At 46.4% G+C, this 18,245-nt stretch carries 25 protein-coding genes; 2 read left to right on the top strand and 23 right to left on the bottom strand.

Annotated elements, in window-relative coordinates:
* Nucleotides 1-13: 13 nt before the first annotated feature.
* The 21 genes from MHB46_RS17960 to MHB46_RS17860 all read right to left on the bottom strand — a co-directional run bounded on the left by MHB46_RS17960 (nt 14) and on the right by MHB46_RS17860 (nt 16,352).
* On the bottom strand, nt 14-550 hold the full coding sequence (locus tag MHB46_RS17960; RefSeq protein WP_341163012.1) for a hypothetical protein: 537 nt from the start codon (nt 548-550) through the stop codon (nt 14-16).
* Nucleotides 551-582: 32 nt separating this feature from the next.
* Nucleotides 583-723, bottom strand: coding sequence for an XkdX family protein (locus tag MHB46_RS17955; protein WP_019686685.1), 141 nt, complete (start codon nt 721-723; stop codon nt 583-585).
* Complete coding sequence (locus MHB46_RS17950; protein ID WP_341163011.1) at nt 720-1,100, bottom strand: hypothetical protein; 381 nt, start codon at nt 1,098-1,100, stop codon at nt 720-722. Before MHB46_RS17950 ends, MHB46_RS17955 begins: the two co-directional genes overlap by 4 nt.
* The gene (locus MHB46_RS17945; RefSeq protein WP_430024903.1) at nt 1,097-2,206 is read right to left on the bottom strand and encodes a pyocin knob domain-containing protein; all 1,110 of its coding nucleotides are present in this window, start codon (nt 2,204-2,206) and stop codon (nt 1,097-1,099) included. Before MHB46_RS17945 ends, MHB46_RS17950 begins: the two co-directional genes overlap by 4 nt.
* A 9-nt stretch (nt 2,207-2,215) precedes the next feature.
* Nucleotides 2,216-2,626 carry a phage tail fiber protein gene (locus MHB46_RS17940; protein WP_341163010.1) on the bottom strand — a complete coding sequence of 137 codons (411 nt, stop codon included), beginning with the start codon at nt 2,624-2,626 and terminating at the stop codon, nt 2,216-2,218.
* 12 nt (nt 2,627-2,638) lie between these two features.
* Nucleotides 2,639-3,205, bottom strand: a complete 567-nt coding sequence (locus tag MHB46_RS17935) for a phage tail domain-containing protein (protein ID WP_341163009.1) — start codon at nt 3,203-3,205, stop codon at nt 2,639-2,641.
* Nucleotides 3,202-7,653, bottom strand: a complete 4,452-nt coding sequence (locus tag MHB46_RS17930) for a phage tail tape measure protein (RefSeq protein ID WP_341163008.1) — start codon at nt 7,651-7,653, stop codon at nt 3,202-3,204. Before MHB46_RS17930 ends, MHB46_RS17935 begins: the two co-directional genes overlap by 4 nt.
* Nucleotides 7,654-7,670: 17 nt before the next feature.
* Nucleotides 7,671-7,838 carry a hypothetical protein gene (locus MHB46_RS17925; protein ID WP_330721600.1) on the bottom strand — a complete coding sequence of 56 codons (168 nt, stop codon included), beginning with the start codon at nt 7,836-7,838 and terminating at the stop codon, nt 7,671-7,673.
* Between the two features lie 13 nt (nt 7,839-7,851).
* Nucleotides 7,852-8,235, bottom strand: coding sequence for a hypothetical protein (locus tag MHB46_RS17920; protein WP_113050419.1), 384 nt, complete (start codon nt 8,233-8,235; stop codon nt 7,852-7,854).
* Entirely contained in the window at nt 8,232-8,834 is a 603-nt protein-coding gene (locus MHB46_RS17915; RefSeq protein WP_341163007.1) for a major tail protein, read from the bottom strand. The genes MHB46_RS17920 and MHB46_RS17915 overlap by 4 nt, the downstream gene beginning before the upstream one ends.
* Before the next feature lie 4 nt (nt 8,835-8,838).
* Nucleotides 8,839-9,174: a hypothetical protein gene (locus MHB46_RS17910; protein ID WP_330721602.1), complete on the bottom strand. Its 336-nt coding sequence runs from the start codon at nt 9,172-9,174 to the stop codon at nt 8,839-8,841.
* Nucleotides 9,174-9,560 (bottom strand): HK97 gp10 family phage protein, encoded by a 387-nt coding sequence (locus MHB46_RS17905; protein ID WP_341163006.1) that lies wholly within the window; start codon nt 9,558-9,560, stop codon nt 9,174-9,176. The genes MHB46_RS17910 and MHB46_RS17905 overlap by 1 nt, the downstream gene beginning before the upstream one ends.
* The gene (locus MHB46_RS17900) at nt 9,553-9,864 is read right to left on the bottom strand and encodes a phage head closure protein (protein ID WP_069291506.1); all 312 of its coding nucleotides are present in this window, start codon (nt 9,862-9,864) and stop codon (nt 9,553-9,555) included. Before MHB46_RS17900 ends, MHB46_RS17905 begins: the two co-directional genes overlap by 8 nt.
* Nucleotides 9,861-10,136: a hypothetical protein gene (locus MHB46_RS17895; protein ID WP_341163005.1), complete on the bottom strand. Its 276-nt coding sequence runs from the start codon at nt 10,134-10,136 to the stop codon at nt 9,861-9,863. The genes MHB46_RS17900 and MHB46_RS17895 overlap by 4 nt, the downstream gene beginning before the upstream one ends.
* A gap of 1 nt (nt 10,137) precedes the next feature.
* Nucleotides 10,138-10,704: a head fiber protein gene (locus MHB46_RS17890; RefSeq protein WP_341163004.1), complete on the bottom strand. Its 567-nt coding sequence runs from the start codon at nt 10,702-10,704 to the stop codon at nt 10,138-10,140.
* The gene (locus tag MHB46_RS17885) at nt 10,701-12,011 is read right to left on the bottom strand and encodes a phage major capsid protein (protein WP_341163003.1); all 1,311 of its coding nucleotides are present in this window, start codon (nt 12,009-12,011) and stop codon (nt 10,701-10,703) included. The genes MHB46_RS17890 and MHB46_RS17885 overlap by 4 nt, the downstream gene beginning before the upstream one ends.
* Nucleotides 12,011-12,586, bottom strand: a complete 576-nt coding sequence (locus MHB46_RS17880; RefSeq protein ID WP_341163002.1) for an HK97 family phage prohead protease — start codon at nt 12,584-12,586, stop codon at nt 12,011-12,013. The genes MHB46_RS17885 and MHB46_RS17880 overlap by 1 nt, the downstream gene beginning before the upstream one ends.
* A complete protein-coding gene (locus MHB46_RS17875) occupies nt 12,579-13,781 on the bottom strand; it encodes a phage portal protein (RefSeq protein ID WP_445667595.1) in 1,203 nt (400 codons plus the stop codon). Before MHB46_RS17875 ends, MHB46_RS17880 begins: the two co-directional genes overlap by 8 nt.
* 1 nt (nt 13,782) lies before the next feature.
* Nucleotides 13,783-15,510: a terminase large subunit gene (locus MHB46_RS17870; protein ID WP_341163001.1), complete on the bottom strand. Its 1,728-nt coding sequence runs from the start codon at nt 15,508-15,510 to the stop codon at nt 13,783-13,785.
* Nucleotides 15,507-15,857 carry a P27 family phage terminase small subunit gene (locus MHB46_RS17865; protein ID WP_069291499.1) on the bottom strand — a complete coding sequence of 117 codons (351 nt, stop codon included), beginning with the start codon at nt 15,855-15,857 and terminating at the stop codon, nt 15,507-15,509. The genes MHB46_RS17870 and MHB46_RS17865 overlap by 4 nt, the downstream gene beginning before the upstream one ends.
* Before the next feature lie 165 nt (nt 15,858-16,022).
* A complete protein-coding gene (locus tag MHB46_RS17860; protein ID WP_341163000.1) occupies nt 16,023-16,352 on the bottom strand; it encodes an HNH endonuclease in 330 nt (109 codons plus the stop codon).
* 100 nt (nt 16,353-16,452) lie between these two features.
* On the opposite strand from MHB46_RS17860, the gene MHB46_RS17855 reads away from it, so the two are divergent.
* A complete protein-coding gene (locus tag MHB46_RS17855; protein WP_019686665.1) occupies nt 16,453-16,668 on the top strand; it encodes a type II toxin-antitoxin system HicA family toxin in 216 nt (71 codons plus the stop codon).
* Between the two features lie 143 nt (nt 16,669-16,811).
* Entirely contained in the window at nt 16,812-17,219 is a 408-nt protein-coding gene (locus tag MHB46_RS17850) for a type II toxin-antitoxin system HicB family antitoxin (RefSeq protein WP_341162999.1), read from the top strand.
* Nucleotides 17,220-17,292: 73 nt separating this feature from the next.
* Here the strand turns inward: MHB46_RS17850 and MHB46_RS17845 are convergent, their stop codons facing one another.
* On the bottom strand, nt 17,293-17,550 hold the full coding sequence (locus MHB46_RS17845) for a hypothetical protein (protein WP_023990526.1): 258 nt from the start codon (nt 17,548-17,550) through the stop codon (nt 17,293-17,295).
* A 149-nt stretch (nt 17,551-17,699) separates the two neighbouring features.
* Complete coding sequence (locus MHB46_RS17840) at nt 17,700-18,176, bottom strand: ArpU family phage packaging/lysis transcriptional regulator (protein ID WP_113050427.1); 477 nt, start codon at nt 18,174-18,176, stop codon at nt 17,700-17,702.
* Nucleotides 18,177-18,245 lie beyond the last annotated feature (69 nt).

The following is an 18,245-nucleotide window of genomic DNA, read 5'->3' as shown; positions in this document are numbered from 1 at the left end:
TTATTTCCCAAGTTTAGGTCAAAAAATTACCCTGCATCTCATGCAGAGCATTCTGGCCATTCTTTGTAATTTTGAGGTTCTTTGAATCAATTATGACTTTATCCCCTGGAGCGAATAAGCCTATAAGCTCAATATAGTCCGTATGGAATCTGCTGGCATCCGCTGTTATGCGACCTTCACCGTGCATAGGTACGGCCTGCGCCAAGATTTCTCTAATGTATACAGCATCCGTTATACGTCCCTCGCCCGACATCGGTACAGCTTCCAAGGCATATTCACGGACAAAATCGGCCTGCGCCTGACCTTCACCGGATAGATTAGCCGCTGCTGTCATGTCCAAAACAAACTCCAAAATGTATTCCGTTATTGTACCGGGTTCATCCACATTAAAAGCCATAAGATTGAACGCATTATCGCTTTCGGTTCCATCCGTCTCCACCTTCCGTGAGTACATTTGCCCGGAACCAGAAAGAGATGCAGAAAGGTCAATAATGTTCCCTTCTACATCTCCTGTATTAAAACCAAGGCTATTAAATCCACCATTAAACATAGCGTCCTCCTATCAGGCAAGGAAAATTTTCCTTACTGGAAGTCCACGCCTGTTATGGTCTTGTATTCTTCCGGTGTTATTTCCCCGAAACGGTTTGTCTCCGTGATTACTGCGCCCTTCAATTTCTCTGCCGTTACCCAGTTCCACTTAAAAGCAAGAGTCCAAAATGTCATGATTGATTAGCCCCTTTCAGATTAATTAGTTCCAATTTTGTAGCCGCCAGTTCAGCGCCCATGCTCGCTAAAAGTTCGGTTTGCTGCATGGCCTGAATTTTTAACTCCGTAAGCTGCTGCCCAAGAAGTTCATCACCAGTCGGTTGTACTGAACCCTTTATAACCAGTCCGCCATCCGGTGCAACTTCAATTTCCCGTTCTTCGATAGTTGCCCCTTCAGGTAACGGGTTCGTGGTCTGTTCTTCGTACACAGCTTCTTTCGTGACTTTTCCCTCATCGTCATACTCTGCTGGTGACAACAGCACTTGCTGCCGATTATAATCCCAAGGTCCGATGTTGATTACTTCGTCATTTAATACTACACATTCTTTTATCATTTCGCTGCCCACCCCGTATTCCCGCTACCTGATTGTTTAACGTAAAGCGTGGTATTTGCTCCGCCATCCCACCTGCGGTATAGAGAGCCGACAGGCGCACTCACAACCCCTTCGGGGCTTCCATTTCCTGAGTACAAGTTAATGGATGCGGATTTTAAAGTGTTCAGGTCCCCACCTTGCCAAAACATGTTACCATCTGTGCCAATCCATACAAGACTACTTTCTGCTGCACCTGTATTGATGTTTGCCTTCTGAAAATAAAGTGAACCATCCGTTGCAACTTGAAGCCTCATAGCTTTTGAACCAGACGATTGTTTCATAACCAACGCTTTTTCAACCCCGGCTATGGTTACATCTCTAGGTATAACCCCACCCGTTACAGTGAACACCTCTGTCCAATCTCTCCAATCAAGACCAGCAAAAGCAATTCGTGTATAGACACGACCAGGATTATCATGTGAAAAGTACATTTGAACAATAGCACCGCTGTCGTAATTCACCACAAGTTTGCCGTAGGTATAGGCTCCGGGTGGAAAGTTCGAAAAACCTGTCCATGCGGAAAGAGCCACATTGTAGCTACCCGATAGGGTGGCATCATTCCAGTTTGCTGGTGCATTGCCTCGATTGCGATATGCGCTATTTGCCAGGCCATAAGCAGAACTTACCGCACTCTCTGTAGCCGCTATATCATCCCGTGTCCCGTTAACGGACTTGGAGAGTTGGGTAATGCCCTTTTTAGTTAAAGATGCAGCCTGTGTCTTCTCGGCTACCGTAGCGGACAAGTCTGTTACCTTTTCGTCCATCTCAGTAACATTGCCCTGTACTGCCCGGAAGTCCGCTGCCGTGAAATTGCGTGCAATCCGTGTACCGACAGGCCAAGCACGGGCAACACCCTCATAGCCACGTACACAGCCTTTCAGGATGTTTTCCTCTACGCTTGTATACGTAATGGTTTCCGCTACATCCCCATTGCCTAAAACAGCAATACCCTCGCCCTGTAAAAGCACAGCGGCGTTGGCGACTGTAATTTCGGTTTGCGTGTCTGTGATCAGTTCTGCAAGCTCAGTTTTAGGAGAGTTCACCACTGGTGGATACATTTTTTCCACGTTTCACACCTACCCTTCGTCTACTTTAATTTGCCCAGCCAGAAACCTGATCGTGTCATTTGTCTGGACCGTGCGCGGTGTTTTGACTGCACCGTGATAGACAAGATTGCCCCCGGTTGCTGCTGTCCGAATGCCTATGTGTGTTATCAATCCCCAATCTGCTCCAGCGATAGGAAAAGAGACATCCCCCACGCTGGAAGTAACGGCTCTACGATCCGTTATAACTGGTTCAGAAAACGTCACAGCACGGCGCGTATAGCCTCCACCGCTTACCTCCTGCCCTGTGTCCGCATCCGTAGGACTACTGGTGTATAGGGCAATGTAAAGCGTTTGAGGAGAAGCGAAGTTAACTCCACGCAAAGCCGCATTAATACAGGCTGTTTTCCACCAGTTCGACTTACTTAGTAATATGTCTGCCAATATAAAGACCTCCTATTCTACTTGATATTCATTAGCAATTCTGAAGCTACGCAATGTCGTGGTGCCAATGTTAGTAAGTACGATATATGGATAAGCACGGATATTACCGCCTGAGTATATCTGCACATTCTCAGGTGATTTTGTGATTATGGTTTCATAGATACGCTCCTGCCCAGAGGCAAACGGATCAAAGGCCACCAAAGGCAAGGAAAATTTTCCTACGCCCATAATTCTTTCTACGTCGAAGCTACCCGCATATTGCACTACGAAAGCCTGCCCTGGACGCTCCCGCTGTCGTAGCTCCAGTTCACGAGGCTTGCCATAACTGTCCACCAAATGTGCAGCTAAGGTCATGACACGCTGCTGCAGCTCCATATAATCTTTTGTGATAAAAGCACACTCATAAGTGAAATTTCTTGCCTCATGATCGGCTCCATAATTCCACAACCCGTTACGCCCTGGAATGGATAACGTCCGGTCTACCGTGTTCGGCAACCCCGGACGTTTGGACGTACCCAGCACAAAAAAGCCCAATTCAGCATTGGACTTCCCACCAAGCCATATCATTTCATCAATCAACGTGCTCCACCTGCCCCGCGTGCGGCTCCCTGAGTAAGCGCAAATAATTCATACGCCATCTCTTTAGCCAGCGATTTAATGTCTTCGTCCTGTCTGACGTTGAACACTGCTCCAGCAAACAAACCTTCCATGTTAATGGTGGTTGTCCCGCTTGCTGAGGTATCACCTGGTGTTGGTGACACAGAAGGCTGAACAGCTACAGCCATTTCATGCGCCTGCTGCCTAACACTGGACATCATGCCTGCCATACCTTGCACAAGCCCCTGACCAGCCATTTCACCAATCCAAGCCATTTCCCGGCTCGGTGAGTGGATATCCAACGCTTTTTGCATGGTAGTACGAACGGAATTGGCAATCTCTCGCGCTTTAGCTGTTACAGCCCCTTGCATAGAAGATAAACCATTCAACAACCCTTGCATGGCCTGTTTGCCGATGGTTGGCAGATCCGCTTTCATAGCATTAAACTGACCAACGGTACCGGACCGGATGGCTTTTACCTTTGCTTCAAAGTCCTTTTTCAGACCGTCCATTTCGGTGTTGGCCTTGGCGCGAAGCTGCTGAATCTGTAGGTCAGTGTCTTGCCGCATCCCCTGTAACTCCTGCACCGCAATAGCCCGTGATTCTGCGGACTTGGTACGCCAAAGCTCCGAATACTCTGCAAGTTGCGAATCAGTCAATTGATTCAGCGCTGCCAGCTCAGGCGCAGCCTTCGGACCCATCTGCCGCAATTCCTCCAGCAAACCTTTATCAATCCCCCGTGCCGCCAGCGTTTCAATGCTGGACGCCCATGTCGCAAGGTAGTCCACCTGCCCGCGCAGATTGTCCAAGAGCTGTTGTCCGGTTGTCTCTGACTTCATGACGACAGCATCAAATAAGCCAGCAAAATCATTAATAGATTTCGCCCGCTGCTCTACGGCCTGCTCATATACCTGGTTAAGCCGTAATTCTTCAGCCGCCACATTTTCATTGATAGCCTTAGTCTTGGCTAAAAAGTCATCTCCAGCTTGGTTCAACTGGTTATAAATCTCCAGCCTCACCTTTCCTGCTGCTTCCTCTGCCGCCTTTCGTTGCTCTGATCCAGCTTTATACCGTGCCTGTACCTTTTCCCAGGCTACAAGCTGCTGAGTCAACGAAAGCTGATTCGCTTGAGTCTGCTTATCTATCCACGCTTTAGAGTTGTCAAAAGACTGTTTTAGCGCCTGTTCCTGTTCCTTGGTTAAAGTCTTGTTTACCTTGGATATTTCTTCTGTTACTTTGCGGTATTGCGCTGAGGTTTTAGCATATTGCCCTTGCACACCTTGCAGAGCAGCGATGTACTGTGACGTGTCCAGCGTACCGACTTTGTATTTATGCTGTGCGCTGGCAAACGACTCTTTAAAAGCGTCATTCACCTTTTTCGCTGTATTTTTGGCGGATTTTTCAGCCGCCTTAGATTTATTATCAATCCCGTTCGCTAAACCCTGCGAGATGTATTCACCGTATTCTGTAGTTAATCGGGATGGTGAATGAATACCGAAAAATCTTTTTATTTGCTCAGCCATGCCCTCAGATATTTCCTTGGTCTTCTTCATAACAGCATCTTTCATATTTGCAATACCGTTGATTAAACCCTGGATAATATCCTTACCTATTTTAACCATCGTCTGGAATGAATTTTTGAACAAAGCTTTGATGCCGTTCCAGATTGTCGTAACAACTGACTTTGCATTTTCCCATGCTCCGGCCCAGTCACCTTTAAAAACAGCCAGCCATGTTTTGATAATGCCAGAGATAACCCCGATGACAGTTTCCACCACGATCTTAATCGTATTCCAAGCACCCTCAAAGACCGTTTTGACCACTGCGAAAACGGTTTTGAATAGCGTTGTAATCGTGGCTCCCCATGTATCCCAAAAAGCTTTAATTTGTGTAAAGATGGTTTTTATCACTACAAAAATAGCCGTGAAGGTTGCACCAAAGATGGTATTCAGGATTGTGAAAATCCCTTTAAAGGCTTCAACGATGGTGCTGCCCCATTTATCCCAAAAGGCTTTAATCTCATTGAATATAAATTTAATGGCTTCAAAGATCGCTGAAAAAATAGTGCCATAGAGAAGCTTTAAACCTTCCAGATACGCTTTGAAGAATGTGGTAATATCTTTGCCCCACTTATCCCAAAAAGCTTTAATACTATCAAACACAGACTTGACTACATCAGCAATAGCGTTAATAACGGTGTCAAATACAGACTTGACCAGCTCCCACATACTTTGAAACAGTTCAGTGATTTGCCCGCCCCATTGGTCCCAAAAGTCTTTAATCGCTCCAAAGATGGCCATAGCCGCCGCCTTGATAGCCTCCCAAGCGGCATTAAGCCCATTACGCACTGTTTCATTGTTATTGTATAGATAGGTCAGTCCCGCTACTAAAGCGGTTATTGCCGCTATTACTATGCCTATCGGTCCGGTCAGTGCAGCAACAACCGGACCAAAAGCGGCAAAGGCTCCAGATACCGCGCTAAAGGCTGTGATAATCGTACCTATAGAAGATATAATGGTGCCGAAGATTACAACCAACGGGCCAATGGCTGCTAAAATACCCGCTATAGCAAGAATAACCATTTGAGTGGATGGAGACATAGACGAAAACGCAGTCGCAAGGGTATCCACGGCCTGTGTGATCGGCGGCAGAGCTTTTTCAGCTAGGCTTACCAGTGTTTCGCCCAGTGGGGTCAAACTGCTTTGTAAGTTCCGAATTAAGATCGTGAAGCGGTCACCCAAGTTATCTTTAAGCGCAGCGCCTGCTTTATCCGTTGATCCTTTAAAATTCCCCAGGTCAGTATTAACCGTAGCAAAAAAATCACGGAACTGAGGCCCCAAGTCCTCCAACGGTGTACCCATGAGGGCTACCGCTGTTTGTGCTTGTTTGGCTGGGTCCTTCACGCCCGCAATGGCTGTGACAACCGCACCAAAAGCCCTCTGCGCACCTTGCCCACCAGCGTTTATGTCATTCTCTACCTTCTTAAAATCCAATCCTAAAGAGGTTAGGGCATCACGTGAGCTTTTACTTCCGTCTCCTACTCTCAGGAACGCTTCTTTAGCGCTGTCCCCAATTTTGTCCAGATTAAACGCGCCTTTTTCAGCGCCTGCAATCAGGATAGCTGTGAACTGTTCGGCACTGTAGCCTAAGCCTTTGAACTGTGGCGAATATTCCCGTAAGGTATCCAGCAATTCATCTGAGAAGTTACCCCCACGCTGAAAACCTACGGTGATAAGGTCCATAGCATCCGATCCAGAAATTTTGAAGTTTTTCATCAGTACGGAAGCGGTACGGGTTGTTTCATTCACTTCTGCATCAAATGTTTCTTTAAGGATCATTGCTTTTTGGGTTAAGTCGGTCAGTGTTGAATCGTCCAAACCCCGGATATTTGTTTTAGTGGTAATAAGAGCTTGATTAACTTCACCAAGGCTTTCCCCGAATCCGTTCTTCCAGATACCCTGAGCTGCGACAGCCAGCTTTTCCGCTTCCTCTGCCGTGATTCCCAAGGAGGCTTCCATTTTCCCCGCTGCTGCGTCTAGATCCATCGCCGTTTTCCCAGCTACCGCACCGATAGCCACAAGTGGCGCAGTAACACCCGCCGTAAGTCCTACGCCGACACCTTTAATTTTATCGCCTGCCGCCTTAAACTTTTCCCCGACTTCCCCTATCTTGTTTCCTGCATCGCCTGCTTCATCGCTTAAATCGTCCAGTTCTCCACGGGCTTCACGTAAGCCGTTTTCAAACCGTTGAAGTTCCTGTTCTGTGCGAACCAGTTCACGTTGAAAAGCTCGATACTGTTCTTCCGATATCTCGCCACGCTGAAACTGCTCTGTGACCTGTTGTTGAGCGCTACGAAGCGTGTTCAGCTTATCGGATGTATTGGAAATGGCATCGGAAAGAAGCTTTTGTTTTTGGGCTAAAAGTTCGGTGTTCCCAGGATCAAATTTCAAAAGCTGGTCCACTTGTCGCAGTTCTGTTTGTAGCTCCTTGCTACGCTTGTTCACACCGTCCAACGATGCGTATAAATCCTTGGTGTCTCCATTAATGACAACGTTAATGGTCGGCACGTTCAAACTGTTCAGGCTGTTTTGCAGCCTTTTCAATTCCTGTTCGGTCTGGACCAGCTCGCGTTGAAAAGCGCGATACTGACCTTCTGTGATATCGCCCCGTGCGAATTGGTCAGCTACTTGCTGCTGCGCTGCCTTTAGGGTTTGAAGCTTGTCCGAAGTATTGGAAATGGCATCCGTTAAAATCTTCTGCTTTTGAGCAAGCAATTCCGTGTTACCTGGGTCGAATTTAAGCAGCTTATCAATCTGTTTTAACTCACCCTGTAAATCCTTGCTACGTTTATTCACATCTGATAAAGCAGCCGATAGCCCTTTTGTCTCTGCCCCAATAACGACATTAATACCCTTGATCGTTTCAGCCAAAATCTACACCTCCCCTCTTATCTGCCATAGAATGCGTCTATATCAGCCTGTGTCGCCTCTTTGGTTTCTTCCTCGTTGTCGCTACCTGTGAAGCTACGGGCTAAGTCTATAAGGTCCTGACATCTCAGGTCATTAATCTCTGCAAAGCTCAGGCCGATCCGTTTACCGATAGCTAACAGGTCCATTTCAAGATGGGAATCATTGGTTGGCTGGGACGCCGCCTTTGATCCCGTTGGACTGCTGACGAAAAAAGCCTTCCGTAGCTTCCTCCAATGCCCCGACAAAGAATGTGGTATCCGAAAAATCCAGATCATCATCTAAAGCGGCAAGCCATGTCGAAAAGCCGTCATATGGTTTTGGGTATTCGGCTGATTTAGCCATAGCCCAGACCATTTGCAAGTTGGCAAGAAAATCAATAGAGCTTGGATCAATTTCAACGTTTGGTCCTCCCCCCACATTACCGCCTACCATTTTCAACATATCGCCCAGCAAATCCGACTTAAATTCCTGCTTATAAAATAAAAGAGCCAAGGCACCCGCCTTGACTCGAATTTGCTTGCTACCAATGGTTAAATCTCTCATGCTTCTGCTCCCCCTGTAGTTACATTTGTGAATTTAGGCGTATACACAGAATCAAAAAACGCATTATAAGCAGCAGTGTTGGTCTCATTTAGCTCCAGATCACCTTTTACTACTGTGCGCCCACCAAGCTCAATCGGGGAAACAGTCAGGTTCAATACATCTGTTGCAACTTCGACGGACTCACCTTTGGTTTGCCGTTCCTTAGCTGGGCGGTCAGCTTGGCAATCGTAATAAACAAAGCGGCGGTTCTTCTGATCGCCCTGTACCTGTCCAAGCAGCGCAAACTTTTTAGGCGTTGCGTCCGACACTTCGACCAACATTCCGTTTTCATCAATCACCCAGCCAAGCATTTTGGCCAGAATTTCATCGGGAACCAATGCTAATTCCAATTCACCTGTATAGCCATTGTTCGAAGTCGCTACATAATATTTGGTATTATCGGCGTAAAACTCCGATTGTTCGCCCTGCGCCTCCGGTGTCCATCTAACCGCGCCCGGAATAGGGATTGGTGCACCCCAAGCGGGTTGGGTTGTGCTGTCCTCATCGTAAAAAGCAATATGCACCTTGTCCAAACCAAATGTAACTTTGTTTTTAGGCATTTCGTCACGCTCCTATAAGTTGAATTTCATATAAAATCTGATACATTTTTTCATCATCCAGCCAGCTTTCCAGCTTTGAATAAGGTAAGCCCAATTCCTTCAGCTTATCTTGGACTTTCTTTTCAGTAGCCAAATCCTTTTTAGTGGTGTACAACTCCACTTGGAAATTACTGATTTCTAAATAGTTTTTGTTGTCCGCTATCATGTCAGAACTGTATGCGAACTGAAATGTTATGAACGGCGGGGCCGGGGCAGGATTTTTTTCCGTCACTGTAAAATGACTATAAGTTACTGGGATTCCTAGTGATTTAAGTTCCACAAACAGCTCTGATTGTTCCATTACCTACCTCCGTTACGAATGATGCGCTTTATATCATCCGCGAGATGTGCCGCATGGTGATCATATGCAGGCCGCAAGTGAGGATAAGCCCTTACCCGTCCACCTCCACGCTTGGCGTGTCCAAACTCCAGCAAATGCACACGGCGGGAATGCTTTTTGTTCCAGACCACCAGCCGTTTTAGTGTCCCTTTGCTTTGGTCCGATACTTTGAAGCCCTTGGCGTACTTCCCTGTATGCTTAGGTGCGCTTGTCTCTGCTTCCTGTCGTACCTTTTCGGCTACTTCATCCAAATGCTGGTCAATTCCTTTTTCCACATCATCGGTGTATTCCTGTACGGCGCGGGTGATTTCGGAAACAAGCTGGTCAATCTCAATGTCACTAGCCATCTGCCGCCACCCTCTCACAAGTCAATTCCAATTCTTCAAATCCGGTTGCATAGGTACGAATCACCCTGTACAGCACGCCATCAAAACGGACAGACTGTTCATAGTTGTACTCATAGCCATGAATAACAAACACCATTTCAGGCCTTAGCCCTGCAACCGCTGCATTGTAAAACTCAGTACGTCCCACAGATTGGAGTTTACACAATACGACCGTCTCTACTGGATCACCGGGAATCTGATTTCCTATATCGTCCTGTATAATTTCACCGGGCCTGATTAGCGTAAGTTCATAATCCCAGCTCATGGTAACCTCCGGTTATGAAGAATTAGATTGTGTAATCTGAATTGGAGATGACGCGGCAAAGCCCCGGATTCATCCCGGGACTGATACCGCCATGTAGCATAATCAGCACAAAAAAGAAGATGATTGAAGTTCTCCGCATCAAGCGTAAGCCCTTTTTCATCTTCCAGTTCGGTAATGACTGATTTTACAATAGACTCCAGATAACTGTCACGCACAGTTGTACGAATGCCCAGCCGTTCTTTTACAAGGTTAACGATTGTAGATGCATCCATATCAGCCCTTGGCTTCTAGAGCTGTTACGCGGGCCGCTAGAGCGTCATACTGGGCCTTTGTAACCTCGCCCGGATCGCCTTTATCTCCCTTGTCGCCCTTGTCACCTTTTGCCCCGGCTGCGCCCGTTGCCCCAGTATCGCCTTTATCGCCCTTTGGTCCTGCTGGCCCGGTTGGTCCCGCTGGGCCTGTTTCTCCTTTATCACCTTTTGGCCCTGGTTGCCCTGCGCCGCCTCCGGTAGTAGAGCGAACCACGGAAGCCAATTCGCCAGCCTTAACCGCCTTAACGATGTATCCGAATCCAGTTGCTGACGCTACAACAACGCCACCCGTCCCGGCTGCCACCGTTGCACCTGCCGTGATATCCTCACCAGCTTCCACCAACCAAGATGGACTGTTGTTAATGGTCACGGTGATTTCCTCGTCCTTTTTCAGTTTTCCTGTGGAGCGGAAGTCAGGCGTACCACCTGCTGTAGTTGCCGCCAACGTGATGCCCTCTGCTCCTACCGTTTTAGATAGGAGTCGGTTTGCTGCCACATCCTCAGTTACTACCGCTGTAAACTTGCTCATCCCTGAGCACCCCCCACTGTAATTTTGATAACGGCAAAATACTCTGTGTAAACTGGTTTACCATCGTATCTCCCCGTTCCCTTGAAAACAGTTTGATCCTGAATGAAACGGACTTCCTTCGAGCTTTCAATTTTGACGCCTGCACGTTCCGCCAAAAGGTACTTTTTGAAGTCACCCAGGATGATCGTGTCAGCAGGTGCATATTGTGACCAGACAATACGTGTGCCATCGGGCAACATTGGATTGGTGACAGTTTGGACAACCACTCTACCGTCCGCCGTTTTCACAAGAGTTTGCGGCACAATGTGCTTGTAATAAGTGGAACGGCGCATAACGGCAATAACTTCCTCAATCGGTGCGCCATCTTCTCCATCATCAATCAAAGCCATTTTGGTAACGATGCTTTCTATGGAACCGTCAACCTCAACGTTTCGGTCAGCCTCAGATGCCAAAGCTGTAACCACACCAAGCGGCTGTTTTGCTGTCGGGCCTGCACCGATCAAAATAGCCTTGTCCAAAGCTTTACCGATAGCCATCGCTAAACGACGTTCGACAAAATTCGCCAAATCAATCATGCTGTCCTCTAAAATGGCGTTGCACAGAGGAATAAAGCCACCTACTTTAAAGCCATCCAGTTCGGTTTGTGTAAAGGCATCTGTCAGCTCTTGAACCGGATCACACATTTCAATCCAAATTGCTTCAGGAATTGCACCGTCCAAAATAACACGTGCATCACCATTCAGCGGGACAACCTCAACTTCTTTGTACAACCGACTAAAATCGCCAATTCGTGTGCGGATCATGTCAATAACAACGGTAGGAATCGTTGCATCTGCTCCAGTGAGTGCGCGATTTTCTTTCACAGCCGTAGCCAGTGCGGAATAAAAATCACGTACCTCCGGTTGGTTCAATCTTTCAAGTGTTTGCGCCCGTGTTTCGTATTTGTTGCCTCTCATTCTTGTTTCGCCTCCTGTTTGTGTATGGTTTCTTTCGGATGGTGCTGGAGCTGGTACAGGGTTCGGGGTATTATCAGGCGCTTGGCTATTGAGTTGTTCCAGCTCTCCTTCAAGTGCTGCAATCTCGCCTTCCAATACGCCTTTCTGTTCAGCAACCCCCGTTTTCTCCTGCTCCAGCTCCGTAACACTTTCTTCTACAGCTGCAATTTCTTCGTCTGTGGTGGCTTCCTCAATTGCAGATTCCAACTCATCGGATCTCGTTTGCAAGCTGCGTTCTTGCCCCAGTAGTTCTTCAAGAGCAGCTTTACGCTGCTGAATCTTTTTTGCCAGCATAATTTGTCTAAGTGCCATTATTTTTTCAGCCTCTCTTTCAATTGGTGTTTTCGTTGCTGGAGCTGCCGCTCCCGGTGCTGCTCAACCTCAGACTTTCGTGCTTGAACGCCCGTATCTGCATAAGCAGGAAAGGTACAAACGGACACTTCGTGAAGATCAACTTCTCGAATGGTCCATTTAACAGTTCCATCGTCTCGCCAATCCGTGTCCTCTTTCAAAATGTTGAAGCCAAAGGAACACTGGTCCACGTCTCCGCGCTTGACACGTTCATACATGTTCACTGCGTCACTATCGTTCGGATTCACCTTCACACGTCCCCACAAGCCGTGAGAATCGGCTTTAAGCTCCAGTGTGCCAGATTTATTCCTACCAAGTACCAGCGTTGTATCATGGTTAATTAAGGCGCGTACGTCATTCCCTAGCGTGTTACTGAACGCTTCAGGAGCTAATTCTTCAAATGCCCCGGACCATAATTCCGTTGGACGGTTGAAAACAGCAAAATAGCCTTCAATGAACATGTCCTGTCCATCCTGCTCTGATCGGGTTTTCAGCTCTGTATGCAGGCTACGTACAACCTTCTGACTCCTATCCATCCTCCTCACCTCCCCCCTGGTTTAATTTTTTCTGATCGCCAATCATGCCAGCAGGGATATAATTTTCTAAGATGATGCGTTCGTTCAACCCTTCAAGCGGCGATAAACCGATCCAATCCCGCACCTCGTTCCCCAGCATGAGGCTGCGAACAAAAAGATTGCTTCCGACATCTGCCAGCTCCTTGAGGTCATAAGCGTAGAGGCTACGGGGATTAAACTTGAAATATAAATCCGGGCTGTAAAGCAGCTTGCGGGTCAATTCTTGGACAAGTCCGGTAGCCATCGGCAGAATCGTCGTATTGATGAAGCTGTTATATTCATCCTTCCGGAAGTCACCCACGCCAACAAAAAAAGCCGGCACTCCGAAGAGGCCCGCCACTGTCCGTTTATCCAGTTGTACCGAATCGTTTATTGCCAAATCGTTCAGGCTCAGGGGCTTGACCTGCTCCACGTCAATCATTTCCGCTGGAATGATCCACGGTTGCCCTGCCTCAGATCGTTTCAAATACATATCAAATACTTTTTCGCGGCCCTCTTCGCTGCTCAGTTCCGCCGTATTCGCGTCAACCTTAATAATGAGTGAGGGCATATACTTACCGGACATAAACCCCTTCTTGGTCGCCGTAGCCTGCTTGAGATTATGAATAATATCCTTGAGTACAGCCCGGTACCCCTGCCCTTTCCATGGTCGGTCAGGATCAGGGTTTATGATAAAGTGAAGTACCTCATCATGCTGATAGGTCTTTCCCTTATATAAAATTTGATATGCGTCCAATGTCTCCATAAAGCTGACGCTGGACGGCTTGAGTGGGATTAAATCGGCTATCAAACCATTTGATATTTTGGGATATACCACACTATTCCCCTCGCCCGAAAGCAGTAGGTTTTGAACGATGTTGTATATCCATGCTTTACGCGTCATGAGGCTGTAAGGATTAACGTCCAGCTTGCGAGAAAGCTCATTCTTAACGCGAATATCCCCATCACTCGTGTTCTGCATCAGGTGAATTGTCATGCTGCTGATCAAGTCAGCAATCTTATGAACAGCCATCTTCACTTCAGGATTATCGGAAAGCCTTGTATAACCAGGTACACAAAGCGTGTCATATGCATCCTGTGTCAGGAAATAACCAATACTACTTTCCGGTGCAGCCCGTGTGTCACGTTTCTTGCGCATCCAGTCTCTTAGCCCCAAATCACCCACCTCCATTAAGCCACTTTGAAGCACTCGTGGACTTTTCCATATTTTCAAGCTTTCTTACACATGCAAAAACAGACGCATCGAATATATCTATGCGCTGCTGAGGGTTCACCTTTTCGTATTGAATCATGTCATCCGTCTTCTCTATGGCACTAACGTTCTGCACACAATATTCATATGCCTGCGAATGAAGGTAATAAAATTTTCCTTCCTTCGTTTTTTGTTCAATACGTCTAAACCCTTGAGATTTACGCCAGAAATATTGAGGCTCGTCAATCATGGAAAAACCAGACCGCTTCATGTTCAAATAAAACTCTCGACTGAATTTCCGGTCAAAACCTACCTGTTTGATCTTGAAGCCCATCCTCTTCATTTTGACAAACCAGTTCACAATATCTGCGTAATTGACTACAGGACTATTGCACATATCCAGCCAGCCATCTTCCTTCCAGCCAAATAGCGGAATGTTGTCTTCCTCCGCTTTCTTGGCTGCGGCTACCACTGGGAACCAAGCATGTGAGACCACAATATCTATTTCCCCATAGCTACCATACAGTGCCGATGCTGTCAGGTCATGCAGCTTAGACAAATCAGCCCCGCCATACCAGTCAATAGGAAGCTTCGCCAATTCCTCAAGTGTCCATTTATATTTACGGTCAGACGCTTTAAATTCATCCAAATTGAAGTAAGCCCGCATTGCGGCGGTGTACACGTTCAATGACTTGGAAAAGAAGTCTTTACGTTGCTGTGGATCATTTTGGGCTTGCAGAGCATCATTAAGGATGTCATCTGGACGAATGGTTATGCCATAATTCGGATTCGCTTTTTCATGTTGCACCGGGTCAGTGTAATCAACTTCACCTGTATCCGGGTCCTCGTCCGCCTTAGCAATAAATACAAAGTAAGTTTCATCCTGTACCGTTTGATCCAGTATTTTTTTGCAAAGCTGCAACCGCTGATAACAGAAGGTTGTCATGTTATCGCCCGCAGTAGTAATACCAATCATTAACTTGTTGGAATACGGCTTCATGGCTTCTTTGATGATGTTATATTGCTTCGGCTTGGTGTAAGCGTGTAGCTCGTCAGCAATGGCGATATTACAGATTAAAGAATCCTGCTTATCCGGGTTAGCGGCTAATGCCTTAATGTACAGAGTACCATCGCCTAAATCGCCGCTTATGCTATGCTCTTGGTTATTGTCCAGAACGCGGAAATTTTCTTTTTCGCCCATTTTGTCTAGGTTGTAATTGATAAAATTGAAACTTTGTAACGACTGCTCAAGCGCAGCGCCGACAATGTAAATCTTTGAACCGGAACGTCGATTCAGTAATGCCAGTGCCCAAGACAATGCAGCCACAAACCGCGTCTTTCCGTTTTTACGAGGAATGAAAATAAAGGCTTCTTTGTACCTTCGCAGGATGCTGCCCTTATGATAGAACCCCAGCAGATTGTAAATGATAAACTTTTGCCACGGTTCCAATAAAAAAGGCTCCCCACTTAATGGAGTGCCGTCTAATCGTTCCCCCACATCATGAACGAACGTTTTTTCTATGATCCCAATGACAAATTCAGCGTCTTTAGGGTCAAATGTGTATTCCGGGTTTTCCAGATCGCGCATGAATCGTTCACAGCCCTGGACAATCTCTTTCCCCGCAATCTTTCTACCCTCAATGATACTGTTGGCATACTCCATAACCAAATCATAATTCTTAAATTTGTTCATGAAAGCTCACTTAATGCAGCCGCAAGAGCGGATTTCCCTTTCGTTTCAACCGTCACAGTCTCAAGGGACTTCGGATTCAGACAGAGGCGGTCGGAGTATGCCAAAATGTCCTTACGCAACGTTTCAAGAGATGCAAGAATTGGGCTTTTTTTTGCGCCTCCCTGATCGGTACTTACCTCATATTGGTAACCACCTTCCTCAAACTCTTTGGTCAGCGTGTTGTACTGAAAAACCAGTTCCGCGTATATGTCAATTATCCTATTGTACTGCGGTTTATGAATACCAAGTGCTTTCATATCCGCAACAGTTGCCCGCTTGATCGTCTCCTTTGTTGGTGACTTCGCCACATGCCTTCACCTCCCATTTACTGTATATTTTTAGGCCAAAAAAAGTTTTTGGGACCCCGCTCTATTGGAAAAGGCTCCCCTGCCCGGTCCCCAGATAAAATTTTTTAAAAAAATAAAAAGGGGGGGGCTTTCAAAATAATATTTTTCAAAAAAATAATTTCAAATTTATTCGGTCAGTTCGCTTAGAGAAAATTTATTTCCTTGCTCTCTGTCGAAGTGTTCTCTTACCCTGGCCTGCCATGCTTTGCCCAACTCTGTAAGCTCATGCGATTGTCTATCATGCATTGCGTTGTGTTGCTTGTCTGATAGTGATACTAAGTTCCAATCCTTTAGCGCAAGCTCTGGGTAATGCTCCAGCGGATAGATGTGATGTACCGTGACAGCCGATTCAGATTTTCCAAACCTTTTGCTTTCTTGGCACATGTATTTGTCACGCCGCAGGATAGCAGCACGCTTTCGCTTCCAACGTTTTGATTTATAGAATGGGTTGGTCATGCTTCTATCTCCTTCAAATTAATACGCATAATAATGCGCATAATATATTGACGCGCATGATAACACGTGTTATAATAAGAGTATAGAAAGGAGGTAAGCGATGCCGAAACAAATAACAGTAAGAGAGTTAGTCAAACGGTTGAGAAGAGAAGGGTTTAGGCCTTCACCTTCACACACTGGCGGCGGTAGTCATAAGCGGTGGAAACATAAAGATGATCCAACACGATATGCGGATATCAGTTTCCACAATGAAGGAGCCACCATACCGATTGGTACACTCAAAAGCATCGAGAAGACAACAGGGGTTATCTTTTAACCCCTGCGCTTCTCCCTAAACGCTTACCTCCAGTAAGGCTCATAAGCAGGTGAATTTTTCACCCCAAATATTGAAGCATATGCTTCAAAAAATTTAGTCTATACTTGAACCATATGGTTCAAAAACAAAAGGAGTGAGATAAATTGAAAAACACCTATGTTTATCCTGCTGTCATTGAAAAAGCAGATGATGGTATAGGGCTGTACTTCCCGGATATTCCCGGAACGGCCGTTCTTGCCCCTGATATTCCAACGGCTGTTGTTGATGCTAAAAACATGTTAGTTGATCGTATACTGGAACTTGAAGATAATAATATGGCAATTCCATCACCGTCTGATCCGGCCAGCATTGAGTTAAACGATGCCAGTGACCGGATTGTATACGTTGAAGTTTTCTTGCCTCCTTACCGGGATGCAGCAATGAATAAAGCTGTGACTATCAATTGCACTGCACCTCAGTGGTTACGTGATGCCGGGAAGGATGCTGGTTTGAATTTCTCCCAGCTACTTCAAAGCTCCGTAAAAGATGCTTTGGGCATTAAGCAAAAGTAACTAAAGAGTGAAATAAAATGAATTAAGGCGTCCATTGTGGGCGCCTTTTTCTGCATCCTAAGCCAGCGAGTTACTACAATAGCTCTGCTGCAAGCTGTTTCAGCACTGGTGGTGTGGAAATAAGTTTACCGTCCGACTTGTTGCCGTTAATGTAGGCTTTGTCTTCTTGGGCATAATAGACAACACCCTGACCTTCTACGATAGGAAAGCCGCTTTCATCGTCCGTCAAAGATGTTTGTACGTGCTTACCATGTTGGGCAGCATGTTCTTCGTCATGCAAATGCAAGATACCGTCAGAGCTGAGAAATGCGAAACGTGGTTTTAAAGACATAATTGTTTCCCCCTGATATTGAGTTAGAAAAAAGGCAACAAAAAAGGACTGGCGCATTTGCCAGCCCTTTACTTGTTCCCTTCATTTCCACGTTACAAATATATCATGCCTGTTTTAAAACGGCGTGCCATTAATCGGCCAAAAATGTTTCACTTAGCGGCCACTTTTTCAGAAGGCGGATCAACCAGCACTTCCAACCTCAAGCCGAATGCCAGTTTATACAAAGCACGGGCCTTTACTCGGCGGAATGTTCTCTCTCCCATGTGCATTTTCTGACACACGTTATAATCGTATACATCCTCGTCGTCAAGGTACCGCAGTGTCAGCAATTCTCGTTCTCGATGACTTAGGCGGCGCATAGCCTTATCCAGTAGTTCAGACTTTTGTTCAAGTTCATTTTCTTTATCTGCGTTCCACACAGCCGCATCTTCTGCTGGCTTGCTAATTGCATTCGTATTTCCATGAAATCTAGGTTCATAACTAGGGGTGTTACTGACTTCACGCCGGATCAATCCCATTTGCCGATAAATACGGACAGTTTCCAAATGTTCCTCCACTTGGCGGCGGGTTTGTTCACTGTCCATAACTGGCAACCCTAGTGTTAATTGTGTAGCTCTTTGTCTCATATATACTTCCCCTCACCTATGGTATAATTTATAGGTGATGTGTTGAAACATATGCCCCCGTGCTCCCTG

The organism is Paenibacillus sp. FSL H7-0703 (assembly GCF_038003485.1).
Lineage (GTDB): Bacteria > Bacillota > Bacilli > Paenibacillales > Paenibacillaceae > Paenibacillus > Paenibacillus polymyxa_B.
This window is presented reverse-complemented; position numbering and strand designations above follow the sequence as displayed.

What these genes read in the sequence shown, in the direction of transcription:
- MHB46_RS17960 (WP_341163012.1), bottom strand. Translation starts at nt 550, where the DNA reads ATGTTTAATGGTGGATTTAATAGCCTTGGTTTTAATACAGGAGATGTA.
- MHB46_RS17955 (WP_019686685.1), bottom strand. Translation starts at nt 723, where the DNA reads ATGACATTTTGGACTCTTGCTTTTAAGTGGAACTGGGTAACGGCAGAG.
- MHB46_RS17950 (WP_341163011.1), bottom strand. Translation starts at nt 1,100, where the DNA reads ATGATAAAAGAATGTGTAGTATTAAATGACGAAGTAATCAACATCGGA.
- MHB46_RS17925 (WP_330721600.1), bottom strand. Translation starts at nt 7,838, where the DNA reads ATGGACCTGTTAGCTATCGGTAAACGGATCGGCCTGAGCTTTGCAGAG.
- MHB46_RS17920 (WP_113050419.1), bottom strand. Translation starts at nt 8,235, where the DNA reads ATGAGAGATTTAACCATTGGTAGCAAGCAAATTCGAGTCAAGGCGGGT.
- MHB46_RS17915 (WP_341163007.1), bottom strand. Translation starts at nt 8,834, where the DNA reads ATGCCTAAAAACAAAGTTACATTTGGTTTGGACAAGGTGCATATTGCT.
- MHB46_RS17910 (WP_330721602.1), bottom strand. Translation starts at nt 9,174, where the DNA reads ATGGAACAATCAGAGCTGTTTGTGGAACTTAAATCACTAGGAATCCCA.
- MHB46_RS17905 (WP_341163006.1), bottom strand. Translation starts at nt 9,560, where the DNA reads ATGGCTAGTGACATTGAGATTGACCAGCTTGTTTCCGAAATCACCCGC.
- MHB46_RS17900 (WP_069291506.1), bottom strand. Translation starts at nt 9,864, where the DNA reads ATGAGCTGGGATTATGAACTTACGCTAATCAGGCCCGGTGAAATTATA.
- MHB46_RS17895 (WP_341163005.1), bottom strand. Translation starts at nt 10,136, where the DNA reads ATGGATGCATCTACAATCGTTAACCTTGTAAAAGAACGGCTGGGCATT.
- MHB46_RS17890 (WP_341163004.1), bottom strand. Translation starts at nt 10,704, where the DNA reads ATGAGCAAGTTTACAGCGGTAGTAACTGAGGATGTGGCAGCAAACCGA.
- MHB46_RS17885 (WP_341163003.1), bottom strand. Translation starts at nt 12,011, where the DNA reads ATGGCACTTAGACAAATTATGCTGGCAAAAAAGATTCAGCAGCGTAAA.
- MHB46_RS17880 (WP_341163002.1), bottom strand. Translation starts at nt 12,586, where the DNA reads ATGGATAGGAGTCAGAAGGTTGTACGTAGCCTGCATACAGAGCTGAAA.
- MHB46_RS17870 (WP_341163001.1), bottom strand. Translation starts at nt 15,510, where the DNA reads ATGAACAAATTTAAGAATTATGATTTGGTTATGGAGTATGCCAACAGT.
- MHB46_RS17860 (WP_341163000.1), bottom strand. Translation starts at nt 16,352, where the DNA reads ATGACCAACCCATTCTATAAATCAAAACGTTGGAAGCGAAAGCGTGCT.
- MHB46_RS17855 (WP_019686665.1), top strand. Translation starts at nt 16,453, where the DNA reads ATGCCGAAACAAATAACAGTAAGAGAGTTAGTCAAACGGTTGAGAAGA.
- MHB46_RS17845 (WP_023990526.1), bottom strand. Translation starts at nt 17,550, where the DNA reads ATGTCTTTAAAACCACGTTTCGCATTTCTCAGCTCTGACGGTATCTTG.
- MHB46_RS17840 (WP_113050427.1), bottom strand. Translation starts at nt 18,176, where the DNA reads ATGAGACAAAGAGCTACACAATTAACACTAGGGTTGCCAGTTATGGAC.